Origin of the sequence: Kitasatospora sp. SC0581 (assembly GCF_048159585.1) — a bacterium.
Lineage (GTDB): Bacteria > Actinomycetota > Actinomycetes > Streptomycetales > Streptomycetaceae > Kitasatospora.
Genome location: NZ_JBLRWA010000225.1, coordinates 1 through 368 on the forward strand (window position 1 = coordinate 1; position 368 = coordinate 368).

Consider the following 368-nt stretch of genomic DNA (forward strand, 5'->3'; position numbering starts at 1 on the left):
GCAGGATCTGGAACGGGATGGCGTGCTTTTTGTGTTAAGGGCCGATAAAGAAAAAGTGACAAATGAAAATTTTGTTTCCGAGCTCATGGAAAGAGCTGCGAACATCGGGCCTGTTGACCGCACGGATACCGTGTTATCGGAAGTGGACACGATCGATTACGCGGACAGGGAAAAATATTTTATGAAAATGCTGCACCGGATCGGCTCGCGCAAACATGTCATTACCGACCGGCTGCACGCGATGATTTTTTCGATTATCACCAGAACGCCGTGCCTCGTATTCGGCAACAGCTACGGGAAAGCAAAACATTCCTATACCGACTGGCTTTCCGGATTGAATTTTATCCAGTATACGGACAAGCAGGATC

Annotated in this window: 1 protein-coding gene; it reads left to right on the forward strand. The window is 48.1% G+C overall.

Annotation, left to right across the window (positions count from 1 at the left end):
- On the forward strand, positions 1-368 hold a 368-nt coding region (locus ACLWS4_RS37885; protein ID WP_416876558.1), incomplete at both ends, for a polysaccharide pyruvyl transferase family protein.